We start from the raw sequence: 7,374 nt of genomic DNA on the forward strand, positions 1-7,374 counted from the left end.
AATATTAACGTTGGATGAAGCAATGGGCTGATTACGTCTTGCGCTGACCTGTATCACCAGCTTACGCACCTGCTCCAACGACGGAGCCGGGCCCGTACCTTTCATGGAATCAAGGACGCAACCGATGACTGCTGCAAAGCTCCGCCGTTCGACCGTTTCGCGCCGTTCCTTCCTGCCCTCGCCGCTGGCGTCGGCCATTGTCGGTTCCTTGCTGGTGGCCACCGCACTGCCGGTCCTGGCCCAGGACAGTGACGACGCCCTGGCCCGTTACCAGCTGCAGCGCAGCCTGCAGTCGGCGTTCGCCGCGCAAGGCGGAGTGAGCGCCTCCGCTCCCGCGATGATCGCTCCCTCGGTAGCGATTCCGGTGGCGGCGCTGGCTCCCAGCGTCAATGCTTCCGCGGAGCCGGTCATGGGCAGGCCCGGCGATGCTGCGAGCTGGCGCACCAGTGAATTCGAACTCGACTGGGGCCTGGCTGCGATCAATGCCGACGTGGCCTATGCGCGCGGGCTGACCGGTGCCGGCATCCGCCTGGGCGTGTTCGACAGTGGCACGGGTCTGGACCATCCGGAATTCGCCGGCAAGGACAACCGCAGCGTCCGCATCGCCGATCTGATGGCTGACGGCACGCGCTGCACCAACACCACCGCAGTGCGTGGGCCGGCGGCCTGCTTCGCCAGTGATGGCGATGACGTCCAGATCAGCTATGTCGGGTACAACGCCAACGTGCCCGACAACATCCGCAGGATCATCGAGTCGGGCCCCTATGTGCAGCCGGGGATGCAGTTCGAGATCCATGGTACGCACGTTGCCGGCACCATCGCGGCGAACCGGGACGGAAGCGGCATGCACGGTGTGTCCTTCGGTTCGGACCTGACCGTTGGCCGGCTGTTCTCCGACAGCATCCGCGAGTGGCAGCGTACGGCGACTGGCTACTCGGTCGTGACGCTGGGCGCGATCGGCCCGAAAGTCAGCGCCTTCCAGGACCTGTATGCCCAGATGAACGCGCAGGGCGTGCGTGCCATCAACCATAGCTGGGGCCTGGTCACGGAACCGACGACAGCGACGGACATGGACGCGATCTACAACGACCCAGACGACCGCCAGTACCTGAACACCTTTGCCGACGGATCGCGTGCGCGCGGGATGATCCAGGTGTGGGCGGCCGGCAATACCAGTTCGGTGATTCCGACGCCTGCGCAGAGCCCCATCGCCGGCCTCTACGCCACGCTGCCGCGCGCATTCGCCGACATCGAGCCGTACTGGTTGAGCGTGGTCAACGTCGGTACCAATCTGACCCTGAGCAATCGCTCCAACAAGTGCGGCCTGAGTGCCAACTGGTGCCTTGCCGCACCGGGTTCGGACATCGTATCGACCGCCTATGGTGATGATTCCAGCCTGGCCGGCAGCGTCGGCATCGACGCCAACGGCAATGTCAGCCTGGACATCCAGCAGCGCGTGCCTACCTATGGCTATGCACTGCTGAGTGGAACCTCCATGGCCGCGCCCCACGTCACCGGCGCGCTGGGCCTGCTGTTTGAACGCTTCCCCTATCTGGACAGCGCGCAGGTGCGCGATGTGCTGCTGACCACGACCACCGATCTGGGCGCGCCCGGCATCGACGACATCTACGGTTGGGGCCTGTTGAACCTGGCCAAGGCCATCGAGGGTTACGGTTCGCTGCGCGTGGACACCAACGTGGTGATGAACCAGCGTGCCGGTGGCCTGAAAGTGTGGGAGGGCGATGCTTGGGACAACTGGACCAACGACATCGGCGGCCCCGGCAAGCTGACCAAGAGCGGCATCGGCTGGCTGCGCTTGAGCGGCGACAACAGCTTCAACGGTGCGCTGGTGCGCGAGGGCGTGCTGGAACTGGATGGCGTCAATACGCTCACCGGAGCGGTGGACGTGGCCGGCGGTAGCTTCCTGCTCAATGGCACGTTGAAGAACACTGCGCTGAACAGTCAGGGGGGCTCCAGCCATATCAACGCACGCGGTGTGCTGGATGGCTCCGACCTGAACGTCAACGGTGGCGTGGTCATCTTCGACGGTGTGCAGCGCGGCGCCCACACCTCGGTGGCCGCGCAGGGGACGTTCGAATTGAACGGAAGGCTGGAAAACAGCGCGTTGACCAGCCTGGGCAACAGTCGTGTGAATGCAGGCGGGGTACTCGCAGGCTCCGATCTGACCGTCAACGGTGGCGTGCTGTCGTTCAACGGCACGCAGAGCGGTGGTCACACCCTCGTTGGCCCGAACGGCACGCTGAAGGGCATCGGCCAGCTGGGCGATACCACCGTGGCCGGTATCGTTGCACCGGGCAACTCGATCGGCACGCTGACCATCAACGGCGACTACGTGCAGACCGCCACCGGTGTGTACCAGGCCGAGCTGGCCCCGGGCGGGCACAGTGACCAGTTGCGCGTCACCGGTACCGCCACCCTGGGCGGCACCCTGATCGCCCTGCCGGAAGCGGGCACCTATTACCTGGGTGAGCAGTTCAACTTCATCCGTGCCGACGGCGGAATCCGTGGCCAGTTCGCCACCACCGACTTCAGTGCGTTCTCGCCGTTCCTGAAATTCGGGCTGTCCTATGGCACCGGTGGCGCGCGCATTGAAGTCACCCGTGGCAATCCGCTCGCCAGTGCCGCCAGTACCGACAACCAGCGCGCGGTGGCCACTGTGGCCGACCGGCTGGCGGTCAACCAGGGCCTGCCGCGCCCACTGACCCTGCTGTTCCCTCAACAGGTAGGCGCTGCACTGGACGGCCTCAGCGGCGAGCTGCATGCGGCCACCGCGATGGCCCTGGTCGAGGGCAGCCGCTACGTGCGTGATGCCGCACTGTCGCGCCGCGTCGGTGCACGCGCGCCGGGAGCAGACGGCGACGCCGCCACGGGGGTCTGGGTACAGGCCATCGGTGGCAGCACCACGCTGGACGGCAATGGCAACACCGCACGCACCGAAGCCAACAGCAGCGGCCTGCTGGTAGGCGTGGACCGCGAGATCAACGGCTGGCAGGTGGGCATGCTGGCCGGTACCGGCCGTACCGATGCCAAGCAGCAGGAAGGACGCCGTGCGCGTGCCAAGGTCGACAATACGCACCTGGGGGCCTATGCCAGTCACGACTGGGGCGCCTTCGGCCTGCGGGGGGGCCTGGCCTGGAGCGAGCATGAGGTGAAGAGCACCCGCGAGCTGGCCTTCTCCGGTTACAGTGATACGCTGGCGGCACGCTATGACGGCCGCACCCGCCAGGCGTTCGTCGAGGCGAGCTATCGCTTCGGCGGCCCCGAGGCGGGGCTGGAACCTTACCTGCAGCTCGCACGTGTGGAAGTGGACATGAAGCGCGTCAACGAACGCGGCGGCGCGGCTGCACTGCAGGGTGAGGTGGACGATCTCCGTATCACCGTGGCCACGGCCGGCCTGCGTCTTGACAAGGGCCTGAAGGCTTCGTTCCAGCAGGACAGCTGGCTGCACCTGCGCGGTGGCGTCGGGTACCGCCATGCCAGCGGGGATCGCGACCCGGCGGCCCGCTTCGCCTTTGCCACCGGCAGCGACAGCTTCGTGGTCAGCGGTGCCCCGATGGCTGACAGGACGGTGGTGGCCGAACTGGGGCTGTCGGCATGGTTGACCGCACGCCAGCAGCTGGAGCTGGGCTATAGCGGCCAGTATGGCGACGAAAGCCGTGACCACAGTGCCAACCTGCGCTGGTCGGTGCGCTTCTAAGCCGCCGGTTACCGCAGGTAAACCAGGAGGGCGGCCGCAGGGCCGCCCTTCTTCGTTGCCGACCCAGGTGTGGGTTGGCCCGTGCACGCCTACAATGGCGGCCCCCACGCCGTACCGGACCGCCCATGAAGAGCAAGCAGGAAATCGTCGACAACTGGCTGCCGCGCTACACCGGCGTGCCGCTGGACCAGTTCGGCCAGCACATCCTGCTGACCAACTTCGGCGGCTACCTGCACACCTTTTCCGAGCTGACCGGTGCGCCCATCATCGGCCTGGACCGGCCGATGGCCAGTGCCACCATCGACGGCATCACCATGATCAACTTCGGCATGGGCAGCCCCAATGCCGCGATCATCATGGACCTGCTGTCGGCAGTGATGCCCAAGGCGGTACTGTTCCTGGGCAAGTGCGGTGGCCTCAAGCGCAAGAACCAGCTGGGTGACCTGGTGCTGCCGATCGCGGCGATCCGCGGCGAGGGTACGTCGGGCGACTACCTGCCGCCGGAAGTGCCAGCCTTGCCGGCGTTTGCGCTGCAGCGTGCAGTCTCGACCATGATCCGCGACCTCGGCCACGACTACTGGACCGGCACTGTCTACACCACCAACCGCCGGGTCTGGGAGCACGACGAGGCCTTCAAGGAGCGGCTGCGGGCGATGCGCTGCATGGCCATCGACATGGAAACCGCCACCGTGTTCGCAGCCGGTTTCGCCAACCACATTCCCAGTGGCGCGCTGCTGCTGGTCTCGGACCAGCCGATGATCCCCGACGGGGTCAAGACCGAGGCCTCCGATGCCAAGGTCAGCTCCCAGTTCGTGGAAAACCATATCCAGATCGGTATCGAGGCGCTTAAGCTTATCCGGCGCAACGGCAAGTCGGTCCGCCACCTGCGCTTCGACGAATGATGATGATGGCCTGGCGCGGCGCGCCGGCCCTGGGGAGTAGGTGATGGACGTTGCCGCGCAAGTGGTGGATTTCTGGAAAGAAGCGGGCCCTGCGAAGTGGTTCGCCCGCGACGATGCGTTCGACGCGCAGTTCCGCCAGTTGTTCCTAGATGAGCATTTCGCCGCCGCTTCGCGTGGGCGTGAACACTGGCTGGGCAGTGCCGAGGGCGCACTGGCGCTGATGCTGCTGCTGGACCAGTTCCCGCGCAACTGCTTCCGCGGTACTGCCCATTCCTATGCTACCGATGGCCTGGCCCGGCACTACGCCATGCGCGCCATCGAGGAAGGCCTGGACCTGCAGCTGGTGCCGAAGCTGCGCGCCTTCATCTACCTGCCGTTCGAGCACTCCGAGGACCCGTTGGACCAGGACCGTTCGGTGGCGATGTTCGATGTGCTGGGCGACAAGGAATACCTGCAGTACGCCGAGCTGCACCGCGACATCATCCGCCGCTTCGGCCGTTTCCCGCACCGCAACGCCGTGCTGGGGCGCATTCCCTCGCCGGAGGAACTGGACTACCTGGCCGAAGGCGGATTCGCCGGCTGAAAAAAGGGGGCGGAGGGGATTAAGTCGTTTGTGGCATAAACGACTTAATCCCCTCCGTCCCCTTTTTTTTCGGGGGCCAGATCCGCTTCCCGCAGGAAAGGGCGCTGACCCCGCGCCGTCAATCAGTACTTCGGCACGCCGTTGTCGACGTCTTCCGACCAGGCGTTGATGCCGCCGGTCACGTTGAACACCTTGGTGAAGCCCAGGGCGCGGAACTGCTCGGCGGCCTGCGCGCTGCGGCCACCGTGGTGGCACATGAAGGCCAGTGCGGTGTCCTTCGGCAGGGCTTCCAGCGCGGCGCGGCCGTTGCCGTCGAAGGTCTTGAACGGTACGCCCACGGCGGCGATTTCACGTTCGTCGGCCGGGCGCACGTCCACCAGGGTGATGTTGCCGGCACGCACCAGGTCGTCGGCATCGCGCACGCTGATTTCCTGCACCGGCTTGGGCGCATTCGGATTGTCGATGGCCAGGCCCTTGCCGCGGATGTCGTCCACCCAGTCGATGGTGATGCCGTTGGCGCGACGGGCGCTGGCCAGGTCGAACTGCACGCGCAGGCCATTGGACTCGGCAGCGATGGCGCCTTCGTCGTGCGGGGCCAGCTGGAAGTTCGGCTGGAAGCCGGCGTCGATGGTCAGCTGCAGGGCGGCGCCCGGGGCGTCGGCCAGCGCGCCCTTGAGCATTTCCACGGCCGCCGGGGTGACGGTGATGCTCGGCGGGGTACGGTCCGGTGCCGGCAGCCCCAGCACGCTGCTCAGCTCGCCGCTGGCGGCCATCTGCAGCACGATGTCGCTGCCGCCGACCAGTTCGCCGTCGATGTACAGCTGCGGGATGGTCGGCCAGTCGCCATAGGCCTTGATGCCTTCACGGATTTCCTGGTCGGCCAGCACGTTGACGTGGGCGAACTCGACACCCAGGTCCTGCAGGGCGCCCACGGCCTTGGCCGAGAAACCGCACTGCGGCATCGACGGCTGGCCCTTCATGAACAGCACGACGCGGTTGGCGTTGAGGATGGATTCGATGCGCGAACGCAGGGCGGGATCGAGGGACATGGACGTCGGGGTTCCGGGAATTCGAACCATCGATTCTACCCCTCATGGCATCATGGGGGATGAGCAACGCAGGAACATTGCATCGCATTCCGACCCGGCCCTGGCGCTGGCTGCCCTGGCTGGTGGCGTCGCAGCTGCTGGTGATCCTGGTCTGGGCCCTGGCGGGCTGGCACTGGGGGGTGCCGCTGATGGTGGCCAGCCACGCACTGTTCTTGGTGCCGGTGTTCCTGCCCAACAGTCGCTTCTATGCGCCGGTGCTGAGCCGGTTGCCGGATGCCGGCAACAGCGTCTGGCTGACCATTGATGACGGTCCTGGCCCGGAAACCCGTGCCGTCCTCGACCTGCTGGACCGCCACCAGGCCCATGCCACCTTTTTCCTGGTGGGCGAGCGCGCGCTGGCGCAGCCGGAACTGGTGCAGGAGATCCTGCGCCGCGGCCACGACCTGGGCAACCACAGCCACAGCCATCCGCAGGCGCGCTTCTGGCGGCTGGGCCCGGCGGCGATGCGCGCCGAGATCGAGGGCTGCCAGCACGTGCTGCAGGCGGTAAGCGGTCGCCCGGTGCGCTGGTACCGCTCGGTGGTGGGCATGACCAATCCGTTCGTGGCGCCGGTGCTGCAGCGGCTGGGCCTGGTCCGGGTCGGCTGGAGCGCGCGCGGCTTCGACGGCATCGGTTGCACGGCGCAGGGGGTGCTCGACCGCCTGCTGCCGGATCTGCGACCGGGGGCCATCGTGCTGCTGCATGAGGGGGCCGCCCACGGCCACAACCTGGCGATCATTGAGGGCGTGCTGAAGGCACTGGACGAGCGCGGGCTGAAAGCGCGGCTGCCGGTCCCGTAACGCCGGCCCTGGTGATGTAGAGCAGCCGGGCATGGGCTCGGCTCTACAAGGGGGCGCTGCTGTAGCGCCCGAGCCGATGCTCGGGCGGCGGTGTGAAGCACCGGAAAAACGTCGCAGCGCGGCTCTACAGCGCGGGGCGTTCGGCCACCAGCAACCAGCTGTTGAATGGCGTGCGCCCATGCAGGGGACGCGGCGCCGTCACCTGCAATCCGGCCTCGGCCAGTGTCGCTTGCAGCACGTGCGGGTCGGGGTAGTGGCGCGGCCGCGTGCCCATCCAGCCGAC

General features: G+C 66.8%; 5 protein-coding genes and 1 pseudogene. 4 read left to right on the top strand and 2 right to left on the bottom strand.

All coding sequences use genetic code 11. From position 1 onward, the window contains the following. Nucleotides 1-124: 124 nt before the first annotated feature. The 3 genes from N5E02_RS19315 to N5E02_RS19325 all read left to right on the top strand — a co-directional run bounded on the left by N5E02_RS19315 (nt 125) and on the right by N5E02_RS19325 (nt 5,203). Complete coding sequence (locus N5E02_RS19315) at nt 125-3,718, top strand: autotransporter serine protease (RefSeq protein ID WP_279946629.1); 3,594 nt, start codon at nt 125-127, stop codon at nt 3,716-3,718. A gap of 125 nt (nt 3,719-3,843) precedes the next feature. After that, nucleotides 3,844-4,620 carry an AMP nucleosidase gene (locus N5E02_RS19320; protein WP_049415280.1) on the top strand — a complete coding sequence of 259 codons (777 nt, stop codon included), beginning with the start codon at nt 3,844-3,846 and terminating at the stop codon, nt 4,618-4,620. Between the two features lie 43 nt (nt 4,621-4,663). Continuing rightward, nucleotides 4,664-5,203 carry a DUF924 family protein gene (locus N5E02_RS19325; protein WP_005419210.1) on the top strand — a complete coding sequence of 180 codons (540 nt, stop codon included), beginning with the start codon at nt 4,664-4,666 and terminating at the stop codon, nt 5,201-5,203. Nucleotides 5,204-5,325: 122 nt separating this feature from the next. Here N5E02_RS19325 and grxD read toward each other — a convergent pair whose 3' ends face one another. Further along, nucleotides 5,326-6,252 carry a Grx4 family monothiol glutaredoxin gene (grxD, locus tag N5E02_RS19330; protein ID WP_065185372.1) on the bottom strand — a complete coding sequence of 309 codons (927 nt, stop codon included), beginning with the start codon at nt 6,250-6,252 and terminating at the stop codon, nt 5,326-5,328. A 59-nt stretch (nt 6,253-6,311) separates the two neighbouring features. Here grxD and N5E02_RS19335 point away from each other — a divergent pair, with 59 nt between their 5' ends. Next, complete coding sequence (locus N5E02_RS19335) at nt 6,312-7,091, top strand: polysaccharide deacetylase family protein (RefSeq protein ID WP_279946630.1); 780 nt, start codon at nt 6,312-6,314, stop codon at nt 7,089-7,091. Between the two features lie 124 nt (nt 7,092-7,215). Here the strand turns inward: N5E02_RS19335 and N5E02_RS19340 are convergent. Then, nucleotides 7,216-7,374 (bottom strand): annotated as a pseudogene (locus N5E02_RS19340) (SAM-dependent methyltransferase); the annotation flags it as partial.

Source organism: Stenotrophomonas sp. GD03777 (assembly GCF_029842485.1).
Taxonomy (GTDB): Bacteria; Pseudomonadota; Gammaproteobacteria; order Xanthomonadales; family Xanthomonadaceae; genus Stenotrophomonas; species Stenotrophomonas sepilia.

What these genes read in the sequence shown, in the direction of transcription:
- N5E02_RS19315 (WP_279946629.1), top strand. Translation starts at nt 125, where the DNA reads ATGACTGCTGCAAAGCTCCGCCGTTCGACCGTTTCGCGCCGTTCCTTC.
- N5E02_RS19320 (WP_049415280.1), top strand. Translation starts at nt 3,844, where the DNA reads ATGAAGAGCAAGCAGGAAATCGTCGACAACTGGCTGCCGCGCTACACC.
- N5E02_RS19325 (WP_005419210.1), top strand. Translation starts at nt 4,664, where the DNA reads ATGGACGTTGCCGCGCAAGTGGTGGATTTCTGGAAAGAAGCGGGCCCT.
- grxD (WP_065185372.1), bottom strand. Translation starts at nt 6,252, where the DNA reads ATGTCCCTCGATCCCGCCCTGCGTTCGCGCATCGAATCCATCCTCAAC.
- N5E02_RS19335 (WP_279946630.1), top strand. Translation starts at nt 6,312, where the DNA reads ATGAGCAACGCAGGAACATTGCATCGCATTCCGACCCGGCCCTGGCGC.